Source organism: Methyloligella sp. GL2 (assembly GCF_013341275.1).
GTDB lineage: Bacteria > Pseudomonadota > Alphaproteobacteria > Rhizobiales > Methyloligellaceae > Methyloligella.
Window position 1 is genome coordinate 1,551,014 of the sequence record NZ_CP054476.1, and the last position, 26,804, is coordinate 1,577,817.

At 63.7% G+C, this 26,804-nt stretch carries 20 protein-coding genes; 10 read left to right on the plus strand and 10 right to left on the minus strand.

What is annotated here, in order from left to right:
* Positions 1–22 precede the first annotated feature (22 nt).
* Positions 23–3,178: an efflux RND transporter permease subunit gene (locus HT051_RS07290; RefSeq protein WP_174541423.1), complete on the minus strand. Its 3,156-nt coding sequence runs from the start codon at positions 3,176–3,178 to the stop codon at positions 23–25.
* 3 nt (positions 3,179–3,181) lie between these two features.
* Positions 3,182–4,381, minus strand: coding sequence for an efflux RND transporter periplasmic adaptor subunit (locus HT051_RS07295; protein WP_174541424.1), 1,200 nt, complete (start codon positions 4,379–4,381; stop codon positions 3,182–3,184).
* Between the two features lie 253 nt (positions 4,382–4,634).
* On the opposite strand from HT051_RS07295, the gene fabI reads away from it, so the two are divergent.
* A complete protein-coding gene (fabI, locus tag HT051_RS07300; protein ID WP_174541425.1) occupies positions 4,635–5,399 on the plus strand; it encodes an enoyl-ACP reductase FabI in 765 nt (254 codons plus the stop codon).
* Here fabI and HT051_RS07305 read toward each other — a convergent pair.
* The gene (locus HT051_RS07305) at positions 5,396–6,022 is read right to left on the minus strand and encodes an SGNH/GDSL hydrolase family protein (RefSeq protein WP_174541426.1); all 627 of its coding nucleotides are present in this window, start codon (positions 6,020–6,022) and stop codon (positions 5,396–5,398) included. The two genes, fabI and HT051_RS07305, sit on opposite strands and share 4 nt — an antisense overlap.
* Positions 6,023–6,058: 36 nt before the next feature.
* Here HT051_RS07305 and HT051_RS07310 point away from each other — a divergent pair, with 36 nt between their 5' ends.
* The 6 genes from HT051_RS07310 to HT051_RS07335 all read left to right on the plus strand — a co-directional run bounded on the left by HT051_RS07310 (position 6,059) and on the right by HT051_RS07335 (position 15,360).
* The gene (locus HT051_RS07310) at positions 6,059–7,693 is read left to right on the plus strand and encodes a bifunctional diguanylate cyclase/phosphodiesterase (protein WP_174541427.1); all 1,635 of its coding nucleotides are present in this window, start codon (positions 6,059–6,061) and stop codon (positions 7,691–7,693) included.
* A 205-nt stretch (positions 7,694–7,898) separates the two neighbouring features.
* Complete coding sequence (locus HT051_RS07315) at positions 7,899–8,114, plus strand: hypothetical protein (RefSeq protein WP_174541428.1); 216 nt, start codon at positions 7,899–7,901, stop codon at positions 8,112–8,114.
* 235 nt (positions 8,115–8,349) lie between these two features.
* Positions 8,350–10,161 (plus strand): sulfatase-like hydrolase/transferase, encoded by a 1,812-nt coding sequence (locus HT051_RS07320; protein ID WP_208454405.1) that lies wholly within the window; start codon positions 8,350–8,352, stop codon positions 10,159–10,161.
* Positions 10,162–10,418: 257 nt separating this feature from the next.
* Entirely contained in the window at positions 10,419–11,558 is a 1,140-nt protein-coding gene (locus tag HT051_RS07325; RefSeq protein ID WP_208454406.1) for a hypothetical protein, read from the plus strand.
* Between the two features lie 34 nt (positions 11,559–11,592).
* A complete protein-coding gene (locus tag HT051_RS07330) occupies positions 11,593–14,007 on the plus strand; it encodes a tetratricopeptide repeat protein (protein ID WP_246810217.1) in 2,415 nt (804 codons plus the stop codon).
* A 186-nt stretch (positions 14,008–14,193) separates the two neighbouring features.
* Positions 14,194–15,360: a mechanosensitive ion channel family protein gene (locus tag HT051_RS07335; protein ID WP_174542917.1), complete on the plus strand. Its 1,167-nt coding sequence runs from the start codon at positions 14,194–14,196 to the stop codon at positions 15,358–15,360.
* A 6-nt stretch (positions 15,361–15,366) separates the two neighbouring features.
* Here HT051_RS07335 and HT051_RS07340 read toward each other — a convergent pair whose 3' ends face one another.
* The 4 genes from HT051_RS07340 to HT051_RS07355 all read right to left on the minus strand — a co-directional run bounded on the left by HT051_RS07340 (position 15,367) and on the right by HT051_RS07355 (position 20,830).
* Positions 15,367–16,806: a mechanosensitive ion channel family protein gene (locus tag HT051_RS07340; RefSeq protein WP_174541430.1), complete on the minus strand. Its 1,440-nt coding sequence runs from the start codon at positions 16,804–16,806 to the stop codon at positions 15,367–15,369.
* 86 nt (positions 16,807–16,892) lie between these two features.
* Positions 16,893–17,900, minus strand: coding sequence for a zinc transporter ZntB (locus tag HT051_RS07345; RefSeq protein ID WP_174541431.1), 1,008 nt, complete (start codon positions 17,898–17,900; stop codon positions 16,893–16,895).
* A 208-nt stretch (positions 17,901–18,108) separates the two neighbouring features.
* Positions 18,109–19,335 carry a cytochrome P450 gene (locus tag HT051_RS07350; protein WP_174541432.1) on the minus strand — a complete coding sequence of 409 codons (1,227 nt, stop codon included), beginning with the start codon at positions 19,333–19,335 and terminating at the stop codon, positions 18,109–18,111.
* A gap of 25 nt (positions 19,336–19,360) precedes the next feature.
* Positions 19,361–20,830, minus strand: a complete 1,470-nt coding sequence (locus HT051_RS07355; RefSeq protein ID WP_174541433.1) for a glutamine synthetase family protein — start codon at positions 20,828–20,830, stop codon at positions 19,361–19,363.
* 365 nt (positions 20,831–21,195) lie between these two features.
* On the opposite strand from HT051_RS07355, the gene HT051_RS07360 reads away from it, so the two are divergent.
* Positions 21,196–21,987: a FadR/GntR family transcriptional regulator gene (locus HT051_RS07360; RefSeq protein ID WP_174541434.1), complete on the plus strand. Its 792-nt coding sequence runs from the start codon at positions 21,196–21,198 to the stop codon at positions 21,985–21,987.
* Between the two features lie 252 nt (positions 21,988–22,239).
* Here HT051_RS07360 and HT051_RS07365 read toward each other — a convergent pair whose 3' ends face one another.
* From HT051_RS07365 to HT051_RS07375, 3 genes are all read right to left on the minus strand, one after another.
* On the minus strand, positions 22,240–23,571 hold the full coding sequence (locus tag HT051_RS07365) for a glutamine synthetase (protein WP_174541435.1): 1,332 nt from the start codon (positions 23,569–23,571) through the stop codon (positions 22,240–22,242).
* 136 nt (positions 23,572–23,707) lie between these two features.
* Positions 23,708–24,223, minus strand: a complete 516-nt coding sequence (locus HT051_RS07370; RefSeq protein WP_174542918.1) for a Dps family protein — start codon at positions 24,221–24,223, stop codon at positions 23,708–23,710.
* Positions 24,224–24,393: 170 nt separating this feature from the next.
* On the minus strand, positions 24,394–25,050 hold the full coding sequence (locus tag HT051_RS07375) for a glutathione S-transferase family protein (protein ID WP_174541436.1): 657 nt from the start codon (positions 25,048–25,050) through the stop codon (positions 24,394–24,396).
* A gap of 170 nt (positions 25,051–25,220) precedes the next feature.
* On the opposite strand from HT051_RS07375, the gene HT051_RS07380 reads away from it, so the two are divergent.
* Both HT051_RS07380 and HT051_RS15220 read left to right on the plus strand, forming a co-directional pair.
* Entirely contained in the window at positions 25,221–26,450 is a 1,230-nt protein-coding gene (locus HT051_RS07380) for a polyhydroxyalkanoate depolymerase (protein WP_174541437.1), read from the plus strand.
* 206 nt (positions 26,451–26,656) lie between these two features.
* Positions 26,657–26,791 (plus strand): hypothetical protein, encoded by a 135-nt coding sequence (locus HT051_RS15220; RefSeq protein ID WP_256396469.1) that lies wholly within the window; start codon positions 26,657–26,659, stop codon positions 26,789–26,791.
* Positions 26,792–26,804: the final 13 nt, after the last annotated feature.

A 26,804-nucleotide genomic window follows, 5' to 3' on the forward strand; every position in this document is an offset into this window, starting at 1 on the left:
CTCAAATGCCAAGCCGGGCGCCTCAGCTTTGCTGTGTCTTGGGCGGCGCGGCGGCCTCGTCCGCCTCGCCGGCTTTGGCGCCCTTGGAGGCCTCGCGCAAGCGCTGGAACTGCACATAGAGGAACGGCACGAAGACGACGCCGAGGATGGTCGCCAGCAGCATGCCGCCGAACACGGTGAGACCGACGGAAACGCGTGCCGCGGCGCCCGCGCCGGTGGCCAGCACCAGAGGCAGCACGCCGAGCACAAAGGAGAGCGCCGTCATCAGCACGGCGCGGAAGCGCAAGGAGGCGGCATGCTCGGCCGCATCGACAATGGTCTCGCCGGCCTCGCGCCGCTCCTTGGCGAATTCGACGATGAGGATGGCGTTCTTGGCGGCAAGGCCGATGAGCAGGACGAGGCCGACTTGCGCATAGGTGTTCAGCGCGACGCCGGCGAATTTCAGCGTGGCGAGCGCGCCGAGCAGGGCGAACACCACCGACAGCATGACCGATAAGGGGATACTCCAGCTTTCATACTGCGCCACCAGGAAGAGATAGGCGAACAGGATGGAGAGCAGGAACACCGCCGCGCCGGCCTCGCCCGATTTGATCTCCTCGTAGGACATGCCGGTCCACTCATAGCTATAGCCGTCGGGGAGATCGGAGCTTGCGGTCTCTGCCATGGCGGCGATGGCCTGGCCGGAGCTGAAGCCGGGGGCAGCGTCGCCATTGATGGTGGCGGAGCGGAACATGTTGTAGCGCTCGATCGTCTCGGGTCCCAGCACCGACTCCACGGTGATCAGGGTGCGCAAGGGCACCATCTCCCCGCTGTTGGAGCGGACATAAAGCTTGCCGATATCCTCGGGCGAGGAGCGCCGGTCCGCCTCGGCCTGCACATAGACCCGGTAGACGCGGCCGAACTTGTTGAAGTCGTTGACGTAATAGGCGCCGATATTGGCATTCAGAACGGTGAAGATATCTTCGATGCTCACGCCCTTGGTCTTGGCGAGCTGGCGGTTGATATCGATGAAGAGCTGGGGCGAGTTGGCGCCATAGGTGCTGAATACGCCGGAGAGCTCGGGCCGGCCATTGGCGGCGAAGATGAAGCCGTTGAGCACCGCGGAGAGAGACTGCGGCGAGCGGTTCTCGGTATCCTGCAGCACGAATTCGAAGCCGCCGGTGCTGCCGAGGCCGGGGATCGGCGGCGGCACGAAGGGGATGATCACCGCCCGCGAGATGGCGGCGAATTCCGGCGCCACTTTCTGCATGATGGCTTTCAGGCCGAGCTCCGGTGTGTCGCGCTCGTCCCAGGGATCCAGCACGGCGATCAGGAAGGCGCCGTTGGGCACCACGGTCCCTTGCAGCACGCTATAGCCGCCGACCGCGATGACATTGGCGACGCCGTCGGTGTTGGCCAGGATCGTCTCGACCTCGGAGAGAACGCTCGCGGTGCGGGGCAGGGCCGCGCCGTCGGGCAGGCGCACATCGACGAAGAAGGCGCCGCGATCCTCCGGCGGGATGAAGCCGGTGGGCAGGGTCTGGCCGAACCAGGCCGCCGCGCCGAACACGGCGGCGACCAGCGCCAGGCCGATGACGGTGCGGCGGATCAGGGCGCGGACCACGCGGTTATAGCCGCCGCGGGTGCTGTTCAGCCCGCGCTCGAACCAGGCGAAGGGCCCGCTCTTATGTTCCTTCGGCGGGCGCAAGATGGTGGCGCAAAGTGCCGGGCTCAAGGTGAGCGCGTTGATGGAGGAGAGCGAGACGGCGATGGCGATGGTGGCGGCGAATTGCTCGAACAGCCGCCCGGTGAGCCCCGGCGTGAAGGCGACCGGCACGAACACCGCCAGCAGCACCAGCGTGGTGGCGACCACCGGCGCGGTCACCTCCTGCATGGCGATGCGGGTGGCGTCCGGCGGATCCAGCCCTTCGGCCATATGGCGCTGCACGTTCTCCACCACGACGATGGCATCGTCGACCACGACGCCGATGGCGAGGATCAGGCCGAACAGGCTGATGGTGTTGATGGTGAAGCCCATCGCCAGCAGGGCGGCGAAGGTGCCGATCAGCGAGACCGGAATGGCGATGGCGGGGATCAGCGTGGAGCGCCAATCCTGCAGGAAGATGAAGACCACGAGCACCACCAGGGCCAGCGCCTGCACCAGGGTGACCACCACCTCGCGGATCGAGGTCTTCACATAGAGAGTGGTGTCGTAGGTGACCTGATAGGCGAGGTCGTCGGGAAAGCGCTGCGCGAGCCGCTCCATCTCGGCGCGCACCTCGGTGGCGACGTCCAGGGCATTGGCGTCGGGAAGCTGATAGACGGCGAGCAGCGAGGCGGGCTTGCCGTTGAGCTGGCCGAACCAGCCGTAATTCTCCGCGCCGAGCTCGACTTGCGCCACGTCCTTCAGCCGCACCACCGAGCCGTCCTGATTGGCGATCAGAATGATGTCCTGAAATTGCGAGACGTCGGTCAGGCGGCCTTGCGCGGTGAGGGTGTATTGGAATTGCTGGCCGGCGGGCGCCGGCTCCTGGCCGATGGCGCCGGGAGAGGCCTGGATGTTCTGGTCGCGGATGGCGCCGATGACGTCGCTGGCGGTCAGGCCGAGCGCGGTCAGCCGGTCCGGCTCGAGCCAGATGCGCATGCTGTAATCGCGTGCGCCCAGGATTTCGACCGAGGCGACGCCATCCAGCCGGGCCAGGGAATCGCGCAAATTGATGCCGGCATAGTTGGAGAGGAAGATGTCGTCATACGTCCCCTCGGGCGAGAACACGGAGGCCACCATGAGGATGCTGGTGGATTTCTTCTCGGTGTTGACGCCCTGGCGCTTCACCTCTTCGGGCAGCTTGGGCAGCGCCTGGGCGACGCGGTTCTGCACATTGACTTGCGCGGTGTCGCCGTCGGTCTCGATGGAGAAGGTGATGGTGAGGCTGTAGCTGCCGTCATTGGCGCTTTTCGACGACATGTAGGTCATGCCTTCGACGCCGTTGACCTCGCCTTCGATCACCGCAGCCACGGTCTCGGCGACGACGTTCGCATCGGCGCCGGGATATTTCGCCGAGACCTGAACCTGCGGCGGGGTGAGCTCCGGATATTCGGCGACCGGAAGCGCGCTCAATGCCAGCAGCCCGGCAATGATGGTGACGATGGCGATGACGAACGCGAATTTCGGGCGGGTGATAAAGAACGCGCTCAGCATGGCTTATGGCCCGGTCTCGCTCTCATTGTCCGGCGTCGGGTCCGGGGTGCCGGCGGGCGCCTCGGGGCTCGCTTCCGGATCGATCACCTCAGGCTCGTCGGCCGGCTTGCGGAAATCGGTGGTCACCTCAGCGCCGGGGCGCACCTTCTGGATGCCTTCCACCACCAGGGTCTCGCCCTCGGTCAGACCTTCGCGCACCACGACACTGTCGCCGACCCGGTCGCCGGTCTTGACCGGGCGGGATTGGACGCGGCCTTCGCCGTCGACGATGAGTACGAAGGGGCCGGCTTGGTTCTCCTGCACCGCCGCTTGCGGGATGACGATCCGCTTCTCCGGCGTGGCGCCGGTCAGCAGCACGCTGACATATTGTCCCGGCACGAGCAGGCGGTCCGGATTGGGAAATTCTAGGCGCACGGTAATGGTGCCGGTTGCGGGGTCGACCTTGTTGTCGATGACGTCGACCTTGCCGGTCTGTCCGTAGAGCGCGTTGTTGGCGAGACGGATCTGCGGGGTGAAGGATGTGTCCCGGTCGGTCTTGGCCGCCTCTGTATAGTTCAGATAATCGCGCTCGCCGACGGAGAAGATGACGTCGATGGGATCGAGGGCCAGCACGGTGACCAGCACGCCGCTATCGGGGCCGATGAGATTGCCGACATCGACATTGGCGATGCCGCTGCGGCCGGCGATGGGCGAGGTGATGGTGGTGTAGCCGAGATCCAGCTTGGCGCGTTCCAGCTCCGCCTTTGCCGCCTCGACATCGGCCTGAGACTGATCCGCCTGGGATTTGGCGATGTCGTATTGCGCTTGGCTGGCGGTCTCGCGCTCCAGCAGCACCTCATAGCGCTTCCGGTTGCGCTCGTTCTCATCAAAGCTGGCTTCCGCCTTGGCGAGCTGCGCCTCGGCCGTCGTCACGTTGGCCTGGAACTCCGCCGGGTCGATCTTGAACAGAAGCGCGCCTTCCTCGACCGCGTCGCCCTCCTTGAACGGCCGCTCGAGCAGCGTGCCGCTGACTCGCGCCCGGATATCGACGCGCTGGGAGGCTTCGGTGCGGCCGACGAAGTCGACCTGGCCGGCGATATCTTGCGAGGTCACCGCTTCGACCACGACGCTGGGCAGCGGTGCGTCTTGCTTGGCGCCCGTCTCGGCGCCGTCGGAGCAGGCTGTGAGCAGCGAAACGATCAGAAGCGGCGTTGCAAGGCGCACGGCTCTTCGACCTCCGCGTCTTGCCAGGATGGACGCTCCTCCCATCGACAGCTCTCCCCGGTGGAATCGGTATTGATTTTAGCCGGATGCTAACCCAGGCCTGTGCAAAGGCAAATGACGAAGGCGAACGGTCCCCGCCGGATCGCTCTTTGCTGCACCGGCTTTCCGCGCGATTTCGCCGCGCATACGGAGCGCAAATCCAACTGTCATAGTTGAGCTCTAGCGTGCCCCAAAGATCACAGAAGAGGTGCCCATGTTTTCCCTGAAAGGAAAGAAAGCTCTCGTCATCGGTATCGCCAACGAGCACTCGGTCGCGTTTGGCTGTGCCAAGGCGTTCCGGGAACAAGGCGCCGAGCTTGCCATCACCTATCAGAACGAGAAGGCGGAGCCATATGTGCGTCCGGTCGCCGAGGCGCTGGGGGCGGAGATTTTTCTGCCGCTCGATGTGCGGGAGGATGGGCAATACGGCGCGCTGTTCGACCAGATCAAGGAGCGCTGGGGCGGTATCGATATCTGCCTTCACTCCATCGCGTTTTGCCCGAAGGACGATCTGCATGCGCGGGTGGTGGATTGCTCGCGCGATGGCTTCGTCACCGCGATGGATATCTCGGTCTATTCCTTCATCCGCATGGTGCGCCGCGCCGAACCGCTGATGGCGCCGGGGAGCAGCTGCATGACAGTCTCCTATCTCGGCGCCGACAAGGTGATCGAGAATTACAACATCATGGGCCCGGTGAAGGCGGCGCTGGAATCGGCGACCCGCTATATGGCGGCGGAGCTGGGGCCGAAGGGGATCAGCGTCAATGCGCTCTCGCCCGGGCCGCTCAGCACCCGTGCGGCGTCCGGCATCGCGCATTTCGACGAGCTGCTGGATCAGGCGGCGGAGCGCGCCCCGACGCATCAGCTGGTGACCAATGAAGAGGTCGGGGCCTATGCCGCGTTTCTTGCGAGCGGAGAAGCCGCCAACGTCACCGGCAGCGTGCATTATATCGACGGCGGCTATCACATCGTCGGTTAGAGCAGCGGTGCAACCGCGTCTTTGACCGCCAGCGCCAAGGCGCGATGGCCGTCGGGATCGAGATGCACGCCGTCGGCTGGGCTCACGCTCACCGCCTTGCCCGCATCGAGGAAGGCGCAGCCGAACGTGGCCGCCACAACCGCATAGGCCTCGGCCAGTCTCGCCGAGACCGCTTCGCCGCCTTGATAGGCAAGCGATAGGAAGGGGCTCAAGCTGCCCATCGGCGGCGGCGCGATCAGCAGAGTTCCCGGCGCCGTGCTGCCCGGACCCGCTTGGCTTTGCTGCACGGCGCGGATCAGCCCGACCATGCCTTGGGCGATATCGCCGGCACTCAGCCGGTAGCGCGGCATGCAGTCATTGCTGCCGAGCATGAGGATGACGAGATCGAGCGGGGCGTGAGATTCCAGCAGCATAGGCAGGGCGGCGAGACCGTTTCTGCTGGGGCGCACCGGATCGTCGGTGGCCGCGGTTCGGCTGTTCAACCCTTCCTCGACGATGCGCGCCGCGCCGCCGAGCTCGGCTTCCAGGATGCGGGGCCAGCGCTGCTCCGGCGGATAGCGCGATGCATCCACCGGGTTGTAGCCCCAGGTCAGGGAATCGCCGAAGCAGAGGATCGTGCGCATGATCTTGGGCACCCCCGTTAATTCTATGATTCCAAAGTGGCGCTATATGCCCCCGACGGGAGGAGTTGCGCGCCACCAATGAAAAGAATTCAGAAAACGAGAGACTTTATCATACGCAATCGCTTCACGATTTGGGATGTCGGCGTCTTTCTCCTCGCTGCCTACGTTCTCACCTTCTTGGGCGCGGAATACGAACTGCTGACGGCGGAAGGGATGCGGCGCTCGGAGGTCACCGAGCTCGAGCTCGGCGAGCTTTTTGTCATTTGCTTCATTCTCGGCAGCTATCTCTACGTGATGGTCCGCCGCATGCGGGCCCAGGCGCGCGAAGTGAAACGGCGCCGTGCGGCGGAGAGGCGGGCCCGCGAGCTTGCCTCGCAAGACCCGCTGACCGGTTTGCCGAACCGCCGAAAATTCGACCAGACCGTGGCCAGGGCGCTCGCCGAGCCACCCGGTGCGGATCGCTGCCATGCTATTTTCCTGCTCGATCTCAATCGCTTCAAATTCATCAACGACGCGTTTGGCCATCCGGTCGGCGATGAGGTGCTGTGCGAGGTCGGGACACGGCTGATGGATGCGTTGCGCGAAAGCGGTGCCGATGTCGCCCGGCTGGGCGGCGACGAGTTTGGCATCATCGCCACGCATCTGCTCGGCCCTGAAGCGGCCAGCGGGATTGCGCTCCGGGTTCGCGACGCGCTGAACGCGCCGGTGGTTGTGGGGGACGTGGAACATGTCGTTGGCGTTGCCATCGGGATCGCTTTGTTTCCGCGAGATGGAGCCAACGCGGAGGAGTTGATCCGCCGTGCCGATGTGGCGCTCTACCGAGCCAAGACCGATGAAGTCTCCAGCCACCATTTCTTCTCGAAGGAGATGGATGCGCAAATTCGCGAGCGGTCCTACCTCGAGGCCGAGCTGCGCGCAGCGATCGCCAGCGGTGCGATCCAGCCCTTCTATCAGCCGCTCGCCGATCTGAAGAGCAATCGCATTACCGGTTTCGAGATGCTGCCGCGCTGGCACCATCCGAAGATGGGCGACGTGCCGCCGGAGCGTTTCATCCCAGTGGCGGAATCTTGCGGTCTCAGCGTGAGTCTCGGCGAGCATTTGCTTCGCCAGGCCTGCCGGGACGCTTGTGGCTGGCCGGCAGAGACGATGCTGAATGTCAACGTGTCTCCGATCCAGCTGCGGAGCAAGAGCTTCAGCCTGGACGTGCCGGCAATCCTCAGCGAGACAGGTTTGCCGCCGCAGCGGCTGGAAATCGAGATCACCGAAAACACTCTGGCGCAGGACATGCCCCTGGTCGAAGAAACCGTCGCAGCGTTACGCGCTGCCGGGGTGCGCATTGCGTTGGACAATTTCGGAACCGGCTATTCCAGCCTGTATCATTTGCGCAGTCTGAAGTTCGATCGCATCAAGATCGATCGCAGCTTCGTTGCCGCGATGGGGTCGGGCCAAGACAGCACCAGGATCATGCGCGCTCTCATGGGCCTCGGTCACGGGCTGGGCGTCGAGATTGCCGCGGAGGGCATCGAAAGCCGGGAACAGCGTGACATGCTGCTCTATGAAGGCTGCGATTACGGGCAGGGCTTTCTCTACAGCAAGCCGCTGGCGGCTGAAGACGCGGCCGAACTGCTCGGCGAGCCTGCATCGCAGCAGGCGGCAGCCAGCGCCGTCTGAGCATGAGGCTTGGCCGGGGGGCGCCGGTCGGCAGTCGCGATCTTCGCTGTTCAAGCGCCGAGTCAACAAACGCACACAGCTTCGTGATCGGCCCTATAGGCAATCCCCACCGCAGTGTGATCGCGCTCGACCGCACTGTGACCCCCGCTCTTCTCCCAGCTTGCTAGGGTCGCCGCCGTCCCCCAGCTCAAGAAGGATGAGAGCAATGACGAAATATCTTCTGGCCGCGGCGCTGATCGTCGGCTTTGCGGCACCGGCCATGGCAATGGGCCCGTTCTACATCGTCTTCGACAAGGAGAAGCAGACCTGCTCGATGGTCGATACGGTGCCGAGCGACACCGACAAGTTCGCCATGATGGGCAACTACCGGACCAAGAAGGCTGCCCATATGGCGATGGAAGGCATGACCAAGTGCCAGTAGGTACGCCTTCCGAGCAAGGCGTGTTGACGGCCGTCCTCTGCAATTGAGGGCGGCCGTTTTGCATTTGCGTAACCCAACCGGTGCGGGGGACGGAGGCTTCGGTTGAACCGTCTCGCTGCCCTGACATAATGCCGGCGCAGGGGAGGATTCGGCCCGAACGGCTCGCCGCACTTGTCGTATTCCTGTGTCGCTCTCCTCCAATAGTGACGCGAACTTTTAGGAGAGGAGGCTCATTGTGAGATTTCATTCGGCCATTCTGGCTGCGTTTGTGCTCGCGGTGGTGAGCAGCACGCCGGCCTTCGCACAATCGGCGGACGATACGTCCGATGCGAAAACGAAGCCGATCGAGGAAGGCACCAATCTCCGCGGCGCTACCACGGGACCGACCGATGCGCCCGGCTACGATCACCCCGATCAATATGTTCACCTGAACACGGTGAAGCCGGCGCCGAATATGTACGGTGTCATCCCCCATCCGGAGCAGGACAAGGAAGCGGCCGATAAGCTCGCCGAGTTCGTGAAAAAGAACGGCGGCAAGAAGCCGAACTTCCTGGTCTTCCTCTTGGACGATGTCGGCTGGATGGATCCGGGCTTCAATGGTGGTGGCATCGCCGTCGGGCATCCGACCCCGACCATGAACGAGCTGGCCTCGCAAGGGCTGGTGCTGACCTCGGCCTATTCGACGCCGTCCTGCACGCCGAGCCGCGCCACCATCCATACCGGCCAGATCCCCTTGCATCACGGCCTGCTGCGCCCGCCGATGTATGGCGAGCCGGGCGGTCTGGACGGGGCGGTCACTCTGCCGGAGATTCTGAAGAAGTTCGGTTATGTGACCCAGGGCGTTGGCAAGTGGCATATGGGCGAGAACAAGGGCTCGCTGCCGCAGAATGTCGGCTACGACAATTATCGCGGCTTCCTTGGCGTGTCGGACATGTACACCGAATGGCGCGACGTCTACTTCAATCCGGAGATTGCGCTCAGCCCCTCCCGCTTCAAGATGATGCAGAAGAAGGACTTCGACCATTACGATGTGGAGTGCACCCCGTCGGACAAGGACAAGTGCAAGAATCTGAAGCTCATCGATCTGGACTACATCAAGGAGCTCGACGAGGTCTGGACCAAGGTCAGTCTCGATTTTCTTGAAAAGCAGAAGGACAGCGACAAGCCGTTCTTCCTGTATCACGCGACACGGGGCTGCCATTTCGACAACTATCCGAACAAGAAATGGGCCGGCGCCAGCCGCGCGCGCACCGTCTATAGCGACTGCATGGTGCATATGGACGATGTGCTGAGCCGTCTCGTCGCCAAGCTGAAGGCGACCGGTCAGCTCGACGACACCATCATCCTGCTCACCTCCGACAACGGTCCGGAATGCGAGATCCCGCCCCATGGCCAGACGCCGTTCCGCGGCTGTAAGGGCTCCAGCTGGGAGGGCGGCGTGCGTGCGCCGATGTTCGTCTACTGGAAGGACATGATCGCGCCGCGCCGATCGGAGGGTCTGTTCGATCAGGCGGATATCTTCAACACGTTCATCTCGATTGCCGGCGCACCGGGCAAGGAGCTGGCGAAATACGTGCCCAGCAAGCGCTATGTCGACGGCGTGGATCAGGCCTCGTTCCTGCTGGCCAAGGACGGCCAGTCGGCGCGCAAGGCCCGCATCTATACGCTGAACCAGTATCTTTCGGCCGTGCGGGTGGACGAGTTCAAGGTCACGATCACCGCCGAGCTGGAGGACGGCTTCTTCAAGCGCGGCTACACCGGCGGCTTCTCCGGTCCGGTGGTCACCGATACCGGCGGCGCGGTGATGGTCAACCTCTACACCAACCCGAAAGAGGATGTGAGCATCGGCGTGCGGCATCTGCCGCTGACCGTGCCGGTGGGCTATGCGCTCGGCGATTACATGCTGGAGCTGATGAAATACCCGCCGAAATTCTCCACCAGCTTCCTGTCCAACAATCCGCCGATCTACGACATGATCCCGGAGGTCAAGGAAGACCTGAAGATGGGTCTCGAGGCGTGGAAAAAGAAAGAGCTCGGCGAAGACTAGCCGGCATGGCAAAGGAAGAGCCACAGGCCGCCAGACGGCCTGTGGCTCTCCTGACACAGCGGACTGAATAACACGCTCGATGGCGTCAAATGGTAGGTTCTCGCCGCCGACCGGATTTATGGTGCCGACAATAAGAACACCTGCCTAGAGGCCCGGAATAGGGGCACAATTTCGAGAAGCGAGATCGAGGCAGGACGATTGGGGCAGGGCCGGCAGACGGCTTTGGGGATTGGATGACCATGTGGGGCGTTTGGCGTTTGGCGTGTTGGGCTCTGGCCGCGGCAACATCCTCCTATGCGCTTGCCGGGGTGGCTGCTACGCCTGCGGCTGCCGAAGACGCTTCCATCACGAGCCTCGATGGCTGGGAAATCCAGGCGGGCAGCTATGCCTGGCTGCCCTGGGGCGAGGGCAATGTCACGGCGCGCGGCGTCAAGGCCGATGTCTATGCGACGCCGGGCGACTTTCTCGATGCGATGAAGATGACGGCGTCGTTCCAGGCGCTGGCAAAGCGGGACAAGCTCAGCCTCTATGGCGACGCCTTCTATGTCGATCTCGGCTATGACGGCGACGTCCTGAAGCAGAGCAATCCGATCGGCAACCTGACCGTGAAAGCGCAAGGCCGGGGCGGGCTGGATCTGCGCTTCAGCGTCTACGATGTCGGCGCGCGTTATCAGATGTTCGACGTGACGACCGGTTATGGCGATACCAGCTTTTCGCTCGGCGGCGGCGCCCGTTTCGTCAATGAGAAATTCAATATGCATCTGGGCGTCGACGTCACCGCGACGCGCAACCTGACCCAGCGGGTCGACCAGATGGAAAACCGCATCGGCCGCATTCAGAACCGGTCGGAGCGGGTCGCGGCGCTGGCGCAGCTGAACGCGCTGCGCCAGGCGGTGCTCGATCAGCGGGTCATTAATGCGCAGTCTGCCCGTATTCTGAAGCGCCGGGCCGCCCGCCTGGAGAACCGGCTGAACAAGGTGACGCGGCGCGGCCAGGCGATCGCCGCCATCGAGGCGGTGGAGGATTTCCGCACCGCGCTGCTGGAGGAGCGGGTGGAACTCGCCAATCGCGACTTCAACGGCGATATCGCTGTGGTGCGCAGCAGCGACACCTATTGGGCCGATCCGGTGATCTCCGGCCAGTTCGACCACGATTTCGGCAACGGCCAGTCGCTGACGCTGATGGGCGATCTGGGCGGTTTCAACGCCAATGACGATTTCAGCTGGCAGGTTTTCGTCAGCTATCAGAAAGAAACGACGCTGCTGGGCTTCGACACCACGGCGATCATCGGATACCGGGCGCTTGGCTTGCTTTACGACAAGACGACGGGGACAGGCACGACTGGCCTCGATCTCGTGCTGCACGGCCCGGTGGCCGAGCTGGCGTTCCGCTGGTAACCCCACCGCAGTCAATTCCGCTATTATATAAGGGATGTTTCGCATCACCTGGTTTCGACATGGCTGGCGCAAGGCTGCGCTGGCGGCGGCGCAGAGTTTCCACGCGCGCCTGTCGGCGCGGGCCGCCTGCTGGCTGACGGTGGCGCTCGGCGCGGCGATGGTGCTGGGCGCCGGACTGGTGCTCGATATCGGCGCCACGCCGTCTTCCGCCAAGCCGCATCCGTCTGATGCGCCGCAATTCGTCGGAAGCGAGACCTGCATTGGCTGCCATGCGCAAGAGGGGGAGGCGTGGCACGGCTCGCAGCACGCCCACGCCATGGCGCACGCTACCGAAGAGACGGTGCTGGGCGATTTCGACGATGCGACCTTCGACTATTACGGCATCAAGTCCCGCTTCTACCGCAAGGACGGCAAGTTCTTCGTCGAGACCGACGGGCCGGACGGCACGCTGCAAAGCTTCGAGGTGAAATACACTTTCGGGCTGGAACCGCTGCAGCAATATCTCATCGAATTTCCCGACGGGCGGGTGCAATCGCTTACCATCGCCTGGGACAGCCGGCCGGAATCGGAAGGCGGACAGCGCTGGTTCTCGCTCTATCCCGACGAGAAGATCGTCCATGACGATGTGCTGCATTGGACCAAGCGCAATCAGAACTGGAACTTCATGTGCGCGGAGTGCCATTCCACCGGCCTGCGCAAGAATTACGACGCCAAGACCGACAGCTTTCACACCACCTGGCGCGAGATCAGCGTCGGCTGCGAGGCTTGCCACGGCAAGGGCTCCGATCATGTCGCCTGGGCGGAGGAGCCGGAGGCGGAGCGTGCCGGGGCGCCGCGCAAAGGCCTGGTCGCTCTCTATAACGAGCGCCAAGGGGTGAGCTGGCATCGCGATGCCAAGACCGGGCAGCCGGTGCGGAGCCTTGATCCCTTCGCCTTGCGCAAAGAGGTGGAGGCGTGCGGGCGATGCCACGGGCGCAGGTCGCAAATCTCCGAGGATTGGGTACCGGGGCAGCCGCTCTCGGAAACCCATCGCGTGGCGCTGCTGGCCGAAGGGCTCTACCAGCCGGACGGGCAGATGCTGGACGAGGTCTATAATTACGGCTCGTTCAAGGAGAGCAAGATGTTCGCCGCAGGCGTCACCTGCAGCGATTGCCACGATCCGCACGCGGCAAAGCTGAAGGCCTCCCGGACCGAGGTCTGCCTGCAATGCCATGCGCCGGCTTATGCGGAAGACTCCCATACCCATCATCCGGCCGGCGCGGCGGACGGACCGGACTGCGTCTCCTGCCATATGCCGACGCGCACCTTCATGGTGATCGACGACCGCCACGACCATAGCTTCCGGGTGCCGCGCCCCGACCTTTCGGAGCTGCTGGATACGCCGAATACCTGCACCGATTGCCATACCGAGGAGAGCGCCGGCTGGGCGGCGGCGAAGATCGAGGATTGGTTTGGCCCGGAGCGGAAGGGCTTCCAGGATTACGGCCCGGCCTTCCATGCCGCCTGGAACGAGGAGGCGGATGCGGCGGCGCAGCTCACCAAAATCGCCTCTAATGATGACGAGCCGGCTTTCGTGCGGGCCAGCGCGCTGGAGTCGCTGAGCGCGTTTCCCTCGCAAGACTCGTTGGCGCTAGGACGGCAGGCGCTGAGCGATCCCGATCCGATGGTCCGCCGGGCGGCGCTGGAGATGTTCGAGGGCTTTCCGCTGGCGCAAATCTGGCCGATTCTTTCGCCGCTGCTTGCCGATCCGGTCCGCAGCGTGCGCATCGCGGCGGCCTCCTTGCTCGCCGGCATGCCGGCGGACGGCTTGTCGGAGCAGGAGGCGGCGCTGCTCGCCTCGGCGGAGGCGGATTTCGTCGCCGCGCAGGAGCTCAATGCCGACCGGCCGGAAGCGCGCACCAGCCTTGGACGCTTCTATGCGGCGAAGCGCGATGCGGAGAAAGCCGAGGCCGAATACAAGGCGGCCCTCAGGCTGGGGCCGGATTTCGTGCCGGCGACGGTCAATCTCGCCGATCTCTATCGCGCGCTGGGACGCGAGGACGAGGCCCTGGCGGCGCTGCATGAGGGGCTGGAGCGCTCACCCGACGAGCCGAGCCTCTATCATGCGCTGGGGCTCGCCCTGGTGCGCGCCAAGCGGCAGGACGAGGCGCTGGACGCGTTGCAGAAGGCGGCAGCGCTGGCGCCGGAAAATCCACGCTATGCCTATGTTTACGCGGTCGGGCTCAACTCTTCCGGCAGGAGCGACGAGGCGATCGCGATTTTGCAGGACAATCTGAAGCGCCACCCGGCGGACCGGGAGACGCTGATGGGGCTGATCAGCTTCACGCGCAATGCCGGCGACCTTGCAGCGACGCTACGCTACGCCGAGGCGCTGCAGAAAATCGAGCCGCAAAACCGCGAGTTGGAGGCTTTGATTCAGACGCTGCGGCAGCAGACCGGCGGACGGTAAATCCGCGGTTTCATCCAACGCGGGCGAGGTTTTTCCAGCGAAACCGGCGATTTCGGTTCATTTCGCAGTTGCGAGATTTGTTCGCAGGTGCGGAACTGTGCTTGAGTAGAGGCGTTAGCGCCGAAACCTTCGCCGGAGCGCCGTTTGGATAAAATAGCCGGGTATTTGCAGTCGCTCGATCAGAGCATGTCGTGGTGGCCCGATTGGGCGACCAGTCTCTGTCTGCTTTCGGCGGCGATTTTATTCGGGCTCTGGCTTCACGCGTTCTGCTTTCCCTTCATCGAACAATTGGTCAGCGGCCAGGATCTGTTCCGCCGCTCGCTGGTGGCGCGCACCCGGGCGCCGTCGCGCCTCGCCGTCGTGCTGCTGTTCATCGGGCTTGCCGCCTCGGTGGCGCCGTTCACCTGGCAGGAGGCCGATGCGGTCTGGAAGGTGATCATCGCCGGCCTCGTGGTGTTGTTCGGCTGGTTCGTTCTCACCGCGCTGCATATCTGGATGGTGCTCTATTTGCGCCGCTTCAGCCTGGACGCGGAAGACAATCTTCTGGCGCGCAAATACATCACCCAGTTCCGCATTCTGGAGCGGGTCGCCAAGATCGTCATCGTGCTGCTGACCGTCGCCGCGGCGCTGATGACCTTCGACGGGGTCCGGCAATACGGCGTCAGCCTGCTCGCCTCTGCGGGCGCGGCCTCTCTGGTGGTCGGTCTTGCCTTCCAGCCGATGCTGCGCAATCTGATTGCCGGGCTGCAGCTCGCCGTCACCCAGCCGATCCGTATCGACGATGCGCTGCTGGTGGAGGGCGAGTGGGGCAATGTGGAGGAGATCACCTCGTCTTACGTGGTGGTGCGGCTGTGGGATTGGCGGCGCATGGTGGTGCCGCTCAGCTATTTCATCGAGCAGCCATTCCAGAATTGGACCCGCGAGGAGGCGGCGCTGATCGGCACGGTGTTCCTCTATACCGATTTCACCGTGCCGGTGGACGCGGTGCGGGCCAAGCTTGAGGAGGTGGCGCGCTCATCGCCGATCTGGGACGGCAAGGTGGTCAATCTCCAGGTCACCGACTTCAAAGAACAGACCATGGAGCTGCGCATGCTGGTGAGCGCCAAGGATGCGCCGAAGACCTTCGATCTTCGCTGCGAGGTGCGCGAGAAGATGATCGCCTGGCTGCAGGAGAAATATCCGCTCGCTCTGCCGCGGCTGCGCGCCGATATGAGCCGTCTGGGGCCGCGTCCGCTCGAGGCGCAAAGCGGCAATGGCCGGGCGCAGGGAAACGGGCGGGGCCAGGGCGGTCAAGACAAGGCCCAAGACCAGGGTCAAGACCCGCGGCCCGGCGCCGAGGCCCCGGCCGAATAGGGCAGGCTAGGCCTTCTCCTCGCCGCCTTGCTCCTTGCTCTCCTGCACGATGGGAAGCTGGCCGGAGCGGATATGCAGATCGCGCTGCGGGAAGGGGATCTCGATCTCGTATTTGCGCAAGGCCGACTCGATGGCCCAGCAGTAATCGGCGTTGACCGCGGCGGGGCGCAGCACCGCTTCGGGCTGCAGCCAGACCACCAGCTCGAAATCCAGGCTGCTGTCGCCGAAGCCGACCAGCCAGACCTTTGGCTCCCGGCCTTTCACGCCGAGCAGGGTGTGGGAGACCTCCTCGGCCGCTTCCAGCCCGGCCTTGCGCACCAGCTCCTTATCGCTGCCATAGGCGACGCCGAACGGGATGCGCAGGCGGCGGAATGCGTCGCGCAAGGTCCAGTTGGTCATCTGCTTGCTGATGAATTCGGAGTTCGGCACCAGCACATCGATATTGTCGTTGGTGGTGATCAGCGTGCTGCGGATGGTGATCTCGCGCACGCTGCCGCGGGTGCCGTCGGGCAGCTCGATGAAGTCGCCGACCTTGATGCTCTTCTCCGACAAGAGAATGATGCCGGCGACCAGATTGCTGAACACCGATTGCAGGCCGAAACCGATGCCGACGCCGATGCCGCCGAACAGCACGGTCAGCGCGGTGAGGTCCACGCCGACGGCATTCACCGCGATCATGATGGCGACGGTCAGGAGGCCGAGCCGGACGGTCTGGCCGATCAAGGTACGGACCGAGGGGGTGAAGGCGCCGGTCCGTTTGATGCGCGAGTTCACCGCCCCGGCGACCAGGCTTGCCAGCCAGAGCAGCAGAGCGGCGAACAGTAGCGCTTTCAGGATCAGATAGAGCGACAGGCGCATATCGCCGAGGCGCAGCGCGATGCTGTCGAGAAAGGCGACGGTGGGGTCGAGAAGCTGCAGGATATTCAGCGCCGCGATGATCCAGGCGACGGTGGCGAAAGCCTTGGACCAGAACGGGTCGGGCACCAGGGCCGAGAACAGGCGGATGACGATCCAGGCGTTCAGAAGGCTCGCCGCGGCGGTGAGGATCAGGCTGGTATGGCCGAGCTGGGAGAGAAGCGAGGCGCTGAACCAGAGCAGCACCACGGCGATCAGCGGGGCGACGAGATTGATCACCACCTGGCGCAGCATGTTGATTGTGGGAAGACGCCATGCCTCCGTCGCCGGCCAGACCCGCGCGAGGAGCTGCTTGCCCGGCCGCGCCAAGGTGTAGGCAATGACGCCGACGGCGAAGAGGATGGAGAGCTCCAGCGCGACGTCGAGGGTCAGCACCTTCTCCTGCACGAAGGTCAGGGCATCGCCGGTCCAGTCCACGGCGGTATCGACGGTCTCGTCGAGCGCCTTGCTGACCGATTCCGGCTCGGGGAGATGGGCCTCCGGCGGCGGGGCGGCGGTGTCGGCACCTGGAGTTGGCGTGGGCGCGGGCATAGGAGGCGCCGCAGGCTCGGCTGCGTGGGCAGGGGGCTGCTCGGGCGCCGCTTGGGCTAATCTGAAATCTGCAGGGAGCATACCGCTTAGATCCATCGCAGCCGCCGGAACAGATAGACCTCGAGCGCGAGGAGAAGCACCAGACCGGCGCAGGTGAGCCAGAAGCCGAGGCTGTTCTCCACCCCCGGCATACCGCCGACATTGACGCCTAACAGGCCGGTGATGAAGCCGAGGGGAAGGAAGATGCCGGCGATCATGGAGAGCACATACATGCGCTGGTTCATGGCCTCGGCGAGACGGTTGGAGAGCTCGTCGCGGATCACCATGGCGCGGTCGCGGGCAGCGTCGAGATCCTCCACATAGCGCTGCAGCTTGTCGGCGGATTCGCGAAGCTGGATCGCAAGCTCGCGGTCGAGCCAGGCGGGCTGCTCGATATGGATGCGGGCCAGGGCCTCGCGCTGCGGGCCGATATAGCGGCGGAGGCTGACGGCGGCCTGGCGCGTATTGGAGAGCTTGCCGCGCAGCTCCGAGGTGTCGCCGGTGTCGAGCTGGGCTTCGACCTCGTCGAGCGCTTCGTCGAGCTGCACCACTTCGGAATTCATCCGCTCGGTGAGGCGCTCGGTCAGCCGCACGAACAGCGAAGGGATGGTCGCCGGCCCAATGCGCTTGTCGATCAGCTCGGAGAGCATGTCGCGCGGTGTCATCATTGGCCGGTAGCGCACGGTGATGAGGCGGTCTCGGGTGACGCAAGCCCGCAGCGCCAGCATATCGTCGGGCTCGGCGCCGGTATTGAGATTGATGCCGCGCAAAATGGCGATCAGCCCGTCGCCGGAAGAGAAAACGCGCGGGCGGGTCTCTTCTTCCAGCAGGGCCTTGGCGGTGGTCTCGCTGAGGCCCGCGTCTTCGGAGAGCCAGCTTATGGCGCCTTCGGCACCGCGGTCGAAATGGATCCAAAGCGGGGCGTCGGGTGGTGCATCCCCGTTGAGCTCGGTCCAGCCAATGCGCCGGGCGCCGCCTTTGCCGTCCAGGAGGCAGGCAAAGACCAGCCCGTTATCGCTTCCGCTTATGGTTTCGGAACGTTCGCCAGCGGCCATCGATGCAACTTCTTCACCGTATTGCACAGCCTATTGGTGTGAACTGTGCCACGGATTGGAAGCCTCACCAAGTTGCGCCGACGTTGTTCTCGCTGTGGCGCGGCCGGCCGGTACGGAAGCTCCGGCCGGGGAAGGCAGACAAAAAAAGGGCCTCTGAAGCGGGTGTGTCCACCCGGTCCAGAGGCCGTCTCCAGGTCAAGGGAGAGGGTTATGCCGCCGCTTGCGCGCCTTCCGGATCGAAGCGGATCGGCAGAGAGATCGGCCCGGTATTGCCGCTATCGGGCAGCCAGGTGCCTTGGCCGTTGGCGCGGATATTGCGCATGCGGCGGGGCAGGATCCTCAGCGCCACGGCCATGTCGCTCTTGGCGATGGCGTGGCCGAGACAGTGATGGATACCGCCGCCGAAGCCGAAGGAGCGGGCGCGGCCTTCCACGGTGATATCGAAATCGATCGGATCGAAGATCGTCGGATCGGTGCCGGCGGCTTCGGAGATCAGATGGATGGTGGTGCCCTTGGGGATCACCACGCCCTCATACTCGATATCCTCGCAAGCCTCGCGGGTGACCCAGGTGATGGTCGGGCGCACCCGCATCACCTCGTCCACGGCGCGCGGGGCGAGATCGGGATTGTCGGCGAGCAGCTCCCATTGCTCCGGATTGTCCAGGAACATGGAGATGCCGAGGCCGAGCTGGTTGCGGGTGGTGTCGATGCCGGCGAAGACCAGCATCAGGACCATGTCGCGCAGCTCCTCGTCGGAGAGGGCGTCATTGTCCTCGCTCGCCGCGACCAGGTTCGACATGAAGTCGTCGCCGGTTTGCGGGTTGGCGCGCCGCTCGGCCACGATCTTGTCGGCATATTGGTACATCTCGACCGTGGCTTGGTTGATCGCGTCCTCGTATTTCTTGAAGTCGACGCCGAGAGCGTGCCCCATGACGGCCGAGAGCTCCAGCACGTGAGCCGCTTCCTCCTGGGGCAGGCCGAGCACGTAGCAGAGCACGCGGCTTGCGTAAGGATTGGCGAATTCCGCCATGAAGTCGCATTCGCCCTTGGAGGTGAAGCTGTCGGCGAGCTCGGTCGCTATGGCTTCGAAGTCCGGCTTCATGGCCTCGATCACGCGTGGGGAGAAGGCGGGATTGACCAGCTTGCGCAGGCGCGAGTGATCTTCGCCCTCCTTCACCAGGATGGTGCGGACCCACCAATCGGCGAAGATGCCTTCGACGTTGTTGTGGCCTGGCCAGGTGTGGCTGCCCTGGCGCAAACCCTTGTGGAGCAAGAGCTTGCGCACTTCGTTGTAGCGAAGCACGGCGATGCCGTAGGGCGTGCGTGCGAACCAGCTCTCGTCCCGCGCCTGTTTGATGGGCGCGGAACGGATGGAGAGCATCGGGTCTGCAAGATTGATGAACGGGGCCTCTTCGAGCCTTGCAGCAGGGTCCATTATTCTTCTCCTTTGGGATCCTTCCTTACGGCAGGTAGTCGAGATAGGTATCGAGATCCCAATTCGTCGTGGTGTGCATGAAGCGCTCCCACTCGTCGGTCTTGTACTCGCTGTAGAGGCCGTACATCTCGCCGGGCATGGCCGACTTGATGACGTCGTCCTTGGACAGCGCGACGAGGGCGTCGCCGAGAGACATCGGCAGCTTCTCCACCTGCTTGCCCTCTTCGATGGCGGCGTAGATGTTGCGCTCCTCCGGCTGGCCGCACGGGATCTGATTGCTCAGACCGTCATCCATGGCCTGCAGCAGGCCGGCGGCCATCAGGTAAGGATTGACCATGGAGTCCACGGAGCGGAACTCGAAGCGGCCGGGGGCGGAGATGCGCAGGCCAGTGGTCCGGTTTTGGAAGCCCCAATCCTTGAACACCGGCGCCCAGAAGCCGGTATCCCACAGGCGGCGGTAGGAGTTGACGGTGGAGCAGCCGATCGAGGTGAGGGCATCGAGATGCTTGACGATGCCGCCGATGGCGTATTGGCCGACCTGGCCGGGCATCTGGCTGTCGTCGCCTTCCGGCATGAAGGTGTTGTGGCCGCCGGAGCGGTAGGTAAACACCTCGTCCATCGCTGCGCGGGTCTTCTGGCCCAGCGGCTTGGTGCCGTCCTCGCCGTCCTTCCACAGCGAGATGTTGTGGTGGCAGCCGGAGGCCGAGACGCCCATGAACGGCTTGGTCATGAAGCAGGCGATGAGGTTGAACTCGCGCGCCACCTGAGCGCAGATCTGGCGATAGGTGGTGAGGCGGTCGGCGTTCCTCAGCGCATCGTCATAGGTCCAGTTGAGCTCCAGCTGGCCGGGCGCATCCTCGTGGTCGCCCTGGATCATGTCGAGACCCATGGCGCGGGAATACTCCATGACCTTCATATAGACGGGCCTGAGGCTCTCGAACTGATCGATGTGATAGCAATAAGGATTGGAGAAGCCGCCATTAGGCATGCCGTTCTCGTCCTTCTTCAGCCACATCATCTCCGGCTCGGTGCCGGCGCGCAGCTCCAGGCCGTGACGCTCCTTGAAGGCCTCGTGCAGGCGGCGGAGATTGCCGCGGCAATCGGCGGTGAGGAACGCACCAGGATCGACCCGTTCCTCGCGGTTGCGAAATAGGGTGCAGTAGACGCGGGCGACGCGCTTATCCCAGGGAAGCTGGCAGAAGGTCTCCGGCTCGGGGATGCCGACCAGCTCGGCGGCTTCCGGCCCGTAGCCCATGTAATCGCCGTGGCGATTGACGAACAGATTGACCGTCGCGCCATAGACCAGCTGGAAGCCCTTCTTGGCGATGCTTTCCCAGTGATCGGCGGGGATGCCCTTGCCGCAGATACGGCCGGTAATGGAGACGAACTCTAGATAGAGATATTCGATGCCGAGCTCGTCGATCAGGCGGCGTACCTCCTTGACCTGCTCGTCCCGGCCCGGCGCCTCAACAAAACTCTCAATATCGGTACTCATTCGATCATCTGCTCCCGTGCTACGTGGTTGGCCTAACCTCACCCAAAGCTAGGCCCTTTGGCAAGGCCAATTGAGGACCGATTTTTAGTCTTTTGCACAAATATGAGGCGGCAGTCTGCGCTGTCTATGAGCCAGGCAGGACGGTTTCGGGTGCACGGCGGCTTTCTTTCAGTGCCACCGAAACGCAATTAAAATAGTTTATATCAATGGCTTGTGTTTCTTTCTGTCAGCGCGTTGTGTGGCGCCTGATTGCACGGTTTTGCGCCGACCGCTGAAATCCCTGCTATTTTAGGGCGATTGTCTTTTCAACCAAAAGCCCGTATAAGGATGCCAATTGCAGACCAATTGGCTTGGGGCGAGCGAGTATGAGCGATCCAATTTACCGGCCGGGGCTTTCGGCGGTTCCCGCTTTCGAGGCAGAGGGCAATTCCAGCGCCTCGGCTGAGGGCTCTACCGGCGTCCCGCCAGGCGCAGGGCGGCGGCCGGTGCAGAATGCGGCGGCGATCACCTCGCGGCTCAGGCATGCCATCGAGGCGGGGGAGTATTCCAAGGGCGACCAGCTTCCCCCCGAGCGGGATCTGGCGGAGCGGTTCGGGGCGGCGCGCAGCACGGTGCGGCGGGCGCTGGACCGGCTGGAGCGGGCCGGGCTGGTGTCGCGCAAGGTCGGCAGCGGTACCTTCGTCACCTGGTCCGGCGGGCTCGACCGGCTGGAGGATATTTCAGATGCGGTGAGCCCGCTGCAGCTAGTGGAAATGCGTTTTGCCATCGAGCCTTACATGAGCGAGCTCGCGGTGCTGCATGCCACGCGCAAGGATCTGGAGAGCATGAGCGCGCTGCTCGACCGTCTGGAAAGACTCGAGCACGACAAGGATGCGTTTTCCGAATGGGATGCGGAGTTTCATCTCTCCCTGGCGCAGGCCTCGCGCAACCCGCTGATCGTCTATATCTACCGCCAGATCAACGAGGTGCGGCTGCACGCGCAATGGAATGCGCAGAAGGAGAAGACCCTGCATCCGGCGCGGATCGCCACCTATAACCGTCAGCACCGGGCCATTTTCGATGCGCTTTGCCAGCGCGATGCAGAAACGGTGAAGACGCTCCTGCGCGAGCATCTGGAGCTCGCCCGCACGGACCTGATCGCCAATAACAGCGATTAAGAGGGGATCACACCCCGGCGATATAGGCTGTCAGCTAGGCACGGGCGAGTTCTGGGCATCCACGAAAAGCCGGCATTGTCTCGAAAGACGTGGATGGCCGGGACAAGCCAGGCCATGACGCGGGATGGGCGACTTCTCGCAAAGCGCCGAGCACTCGGACCGCGTCTCCTTCGAGGCCCGCTTTGCGGGCGCCTCAGGATGACGCGGCGAGAGGCTGTGCCTAACGGCGTGTGAGGCCGCGCGTAAAGCCGCCTAAGACGTTTCCAGATAGCGCGCCAGCTCGAAGGGCGAGACATGAGCGTGGAAGGCTGCCGATTCGGCGGCGCAGCGGGCGGCGTAGTGCTGCACGAAGGCCTCGCCGAACAGCGCCTTGGCGGCGTCCGATTTGGCGAAGCGGTGGCCGGCTTCCTCTAGCGAGATGGGAAGCGCGTGGTCGGGGCTGACCTCGGCAAGGCGTCCGTTGCCGTCCACCGGCTCGCCCGGATCGGCGTCGTTCTCGATACCCCAAAGCCCGGCCGCCAGCATCATGGCGGTCGCCGTATGGGGGGCGACATCGGCGCCGGGGAGGCGGAACTCGAAGCGCGTCTCCTTGGCGTTGTGGGTGACGACGCGCACACCGCAGGTGTAGTTGCCGATGCCCCAATTGGCCGCGCGCGGCGCCCAGTTGCCGGGGCGGAGCCGCCGATAGGCATTCACCGTGGAGGCGAACATGCACATCAGCTCCGGGGTCAGCGCCACGATCCCGCCGAGGAAGGCGCGGCCCGTCTTGCTCAGCTTGTAGGGATCGCTCTCGTCGTAGAATACCGGCTCGCCGTCGGCGGTGCGCAGCGACATGTTGATATGGCCGCAGAGCCCGGGGAAGCTGTCATCGAGCTGCGAGACGAAGCAGGCGGTCAGCCCGTGTTGGCGGGCCATGGCCTTGGTGAAGGTCTTGAACAGGGCGGCATCGTCCGCCGCCTTGACGATCGGGTCGGGACCTAAGGTGTATTCCACGCAGCCCGGCCCCAGCTCCATGCAGTGATGGTTGAGGGAGATACCGGCGGCGCGCAGCTTCTCCTGCACCTCGGCGAAGTAGGCGGCGTCGGCGGCGGGTGCAACGCCGGACCAGCAGCGGTTCTCGGTGAAGGCAGGGGCGACGCCCTTCCAGCCCTTCTCGCGCAAGGAGGGGCCGGTCTCGTCGAGAAAGATGGTCTCGAACTCGAAGCCGCCGATGGCCTGAAAGCCCATGCCAGCGGCCTTGTCGACGATGCGGGTCAGGGTCGCGCGGGGCGAGATCGCGGCGCTGGGGCCGGAATATTCGCCGATCGCCAGGCAGGCGCCGGGCTCGAACGGATAGGGGCGGATCGCCGCCTCGTCGATCGCCACCGATTCGTCGATGAAGCCGCGATCTTCGAAGCAGGTCTCGTCATGCATCCAGAAGGGCAGGGCATCGATGAAATGCCAGCCCGACTTCAGCGCCGTCTGAAAGGCGGAGGCATCGATCCGCTTCTCGCGGAAATTGCCGGTGAAATCGAAGATTCCGAGATGGGCGACGTCGAACTCGCCGATCTTCGGCCAGGAATGCGGGGCAGCGGACGCTGTCACGAGAACTCTCCAAATGGCTGTGAGCGGAAATCAAAGTGGTTTCGTAAGGTGCAATAAAATTGCCTGATAGGAAACCCCTGTTGCTTCCGCTCACCGCCGCAAAGTCTCATGTCCGGCGTTCGCCGCCAGGGCGCGCTTATTGGCGCTGGCCGGCCTCGTACAGGAACCAGACGCGCTTCTCGGCCTCGTCGATAAAAGGCTCGAGGATGCTGACGGTGGCGACATCGCCAAGCTCGTCGCAAAGCGAGTGGGCCTCGCGCATCCGCGCCGCGACGGCCAGATTGTCCTCGCGCAGCTCGGCGAGCATGTCCTCCGGGGTCACGAAATCGGCGTCGTTGTCATCGACCCGCTGCAGCTTCCCGATCTGGCCGATGGAGTGCAGGGTCAGGCCGCCGATCTTGCGCACGCGTTCGGCGAGTTCGTCGGTGGTGGCGAGGATCTGGCTCGCATGATCGTCGAACATCAGGTGATAGGAGCGAAAGCTCGGCCCGGAAACGTGCCAGTGGAAATTCTTGGTCTTGAGATAAAGCGCAAACATATCCGCGAGTAGGGCGTTGAGTGCCCCGGAAATATCTTTGACTTCATTGTCTCCGAAATTGGAGCGCGTTTGCAGCGGAGCCGTGCGGCGCGTGGCTGCGTCTTTGGTCGACATGGGACCCTCCTCAAAAGAAAAAAACACATGCAATCGGAGCCGTTGGGGCCGGCTTCGCGATTGATATAGGTATCCTGACGGATAAGCGCTACGAAGACTTTAAGCGCTTAAGGGCGGTTTTGTTTCATCGGAAACCGAAGAGGAGGGAGCGGCCGCGCACGGGCCGCCGGTCAGAATTCGACGTCGAGTTCCTCGAGCTCGTCGGGCTCTTCCTTGGCGGCGTCGACCCACTCCTCCATGAGAGGCCAATTCATGATGGTGGCACAGTAACTTGCGCTGACCGGATCGAGCTTCACATCATAGGTATAGAAGCGGGTGCAGACCGGCGCGTACATGGCGTCGGCCAGGGTCGGCTGCTCGCCGAACAGGAACGGTCCGCCATAGGTCTGCTGGCATTCCTGCCAGATGGTCAGCACGCGTTCCACATCGCTCTTCACGCCGGTCCAGGCGGCGAAGGAGGGCAGCCGCGCCTTGATATTCATGGGCAGAGCCGAGCGGAGGTTCTGGAAGCCGGAATGCATCTCGCCGGAAATCGCGCGGCAATGGGCGCGGGCCGGCGTCTCTTGCGGCAACAGACCGGCGCCGGGAAAGCGCTCGGCCAGGTATTCGGCGATCGCCAGGGTATCCCAGACGCGGACCCGCTCATGGGTCAGACAGGGGACCAGGAAGGAGGGCGACAGCAACAGAAGCTCGGCCCGGGTGGACGGATCGTCGGAAGGGAGACTCTCTTCTTCGAATTCGAGACCTGCCATCTTGCAAAGTAGCCAGCCGCGCAGAGACCAGGAGGAGTAATTCTTGCTGCTAATGGTAAGGACGGCTTGCGCCATTACGCTTATCCCTTCTCGATACTTGCCCCGATAGTGACGGCGGCCTTGTGTCACGCCCGGGTTAAAAAATGCTCGCCGTCTATCGCAGGATGCACTAGCGTTTGCCGACTGCGCAATGGTTGCCGCCGCCAAATCAGGGGAGGTGCGGCGACCTGTCTGTCAGGGAACGAATGCTGTATCGCGCCTACCAAGCACATAATAATTTCTTTGAGCCTGCCAAATCCTTCGCCCGCACATCGCTTGCGTGGCTGGATATGTGGCGCTCCAAAGGGCCCACGCCCTGGATGGAGACGCCTTGGGTGGATTCGCTGGCGGCCGGGTTCGAGCTGGTCTCGCGTGCCGAGCTGAGCCACACCCGCCCCAATTACGGCATCGAATCGGTGACAGTGGGCAACCGCGAGGTGGCGGTGACCGAGGAGCCGGCGCTCACCTTGCCGTTTGGGACGCTGCTGCATTTCAAGAAGGATATCGAGGCGCCGCAGCCGAAGGTGCTGGTGGTCGCGCCGCTCTCGGGGCATTTCGCGACGTTGCTGCGCAATACCGTGCGCACCATGCTGCCGGACAATGACGTCTACATCACCGATTGGCACAATGCCCGGGATGTCAGCATGGAGGCGGGGCGTTTCGGCTTCGACGATTTCGTCACATATCTGATCCGCTTCATGGAGGAGCTGGGGCCGAAATCCCACATCGTGGCGGTGTGCCAGCCTTGCGTGCAGGCGCTGATCGCGGTGGCGGTGATGTCGATGCGCAACAATCCCGCGACGCCGCGCAGCATGACCTTGATGGCCGGGCCGGTGGATACCCGCATCAGCCCCACCAAGGTGAACAAGCTGGCCACCGAGAACCCGATCGAGTGGTTCGAGCGCAATCTGATCGCCACCGTGCCGCATCCTCACGAGGGGGCGGGGCGGAAGGTTTATCCCGGCTTCATGCAGCTCACCGCCTTCGTGTCGATGAACGCGCCGCGGCATATGCAGGCCCATCGCGATTTGTATGAGCATCTGGTCAATGGCGACGATGCCGAGGCCGAGCGCATCAAGCAGTTCTACGACGAGTATTTCGCGGTGATGGATATGCCGGCGGAGTTCTACCTGGAGACCGTGCAATGGGTGTTCCAGGAGGCGCGGCTGCCGAAGGGCGAGCAGACCTATGAGGGCGAGCCGATCGATCTTGGGGCGATACGCCGCACCGCGCTTCTCACCGTCGAAGGCGAGCGGGACGATATCTGCGCGCTGGGCCAGACGGCCGTGGCGCATTCCCTATGTACCGGGCTGCGCGCCCATAAAAAGCAGCATTATCTGCAGCCGGGCGTCGGCCATTACGGGGTGTTTTCCGGACGGCGCTGGGAGGGCCAGGTTTATCCAACGGTCCGCAACGTTATCCTCACCAATAATTGACCGGCTGCCATCTTTCCGCCCAGGGTCTGCGCCATCAACGACCTCGTAACCTATTGTTGATAGGGTACGATTCGCGTTGTCGAGGGAACCGATTGGTACGGCGTAAGTTTGGTTCCTAGAGATGGCCGGGGGCACCGGTCGTCGCAACGTATTTGCAGGAATACGGACCTCTTTTGCGTTCGTTAGACAGTCCAAGGGGGACAGATATGCAAAATCCCGTCAAACTCGCGGTGGCCCTGGCGGTCGTCGCTGCCAGCCTGACGCTTGGCGGCTGCTTCCACCACCACCAGAAGACCTACACCACCGAGGTTCTGCCGCCGGCAGCTCCCCCGCTGAAGTAAGGTCAACGCAAGT